The sequence below is a fragment of the Kiloniella litopenaei genome, from assembly GCF_000982415.1.
In the GTDB taxonomy this organism is placed as follows: domain Bacteria; phylum Pseudomonadota; class Alphaproteobacteria; order Kiloniellales; family Kiloniellaceae; genus Kiloniella; species Kiloniella litopenaei.
The window spans coordinates 1-305 of record NZ_LANI01000083.1 but is presented as its reverse complement, the minus strand read 5'-3'; the positions used below and the strand labels follow the sequence as shown (position 1 = coordinate 305).

1 protein-coding gene is annotated in these 305 nt (G+C 43.6%); it reads left to right on the top strand.

The features are described 5' to 3' along the window. Positions 1 to 2: 2 nt before the first annotated feature. Positions 3 to 146: an XRE family transcriptional regulator gene (locus WH95_RS21910; protein WP_407060155.1), complete on the top strand. Its 144-nt coding sequence runs from the start codon at positions 3 to 5 to the stop codon at positions 144 to 146. The last annotated feature ends 159 nt before the right edge of the window (positions 147 to 305 follow it).

Here is a 305-nt window from a genome sequence, read left to right as displayed (position 1 = left end):
TGTTGAGAGGGCAGTTTCGCGGGATTAGTGAGGCTAAAATGATTCAGTGCCTTAATAGCCTTGGGCGTGATGTTGATATTGTTATTAAGCCGCGCAAGCGTGTTAGGAAGCCCGGTCGTGTGGAAGTTGTTTATGCTTCTGCTTAAGTTTTGTTATGGGATCACGTGATACCAATAATATTAATGGATTAGTTATGGGTGTGTATCGCGTCCATATTGAATCAAAGTTGCTTGAGATTTTATTCCGCGCGGCCGCTCGGATCTTATTAAATAATCTCTCCTGAAGGAATCAGGAGAGCATGTCCC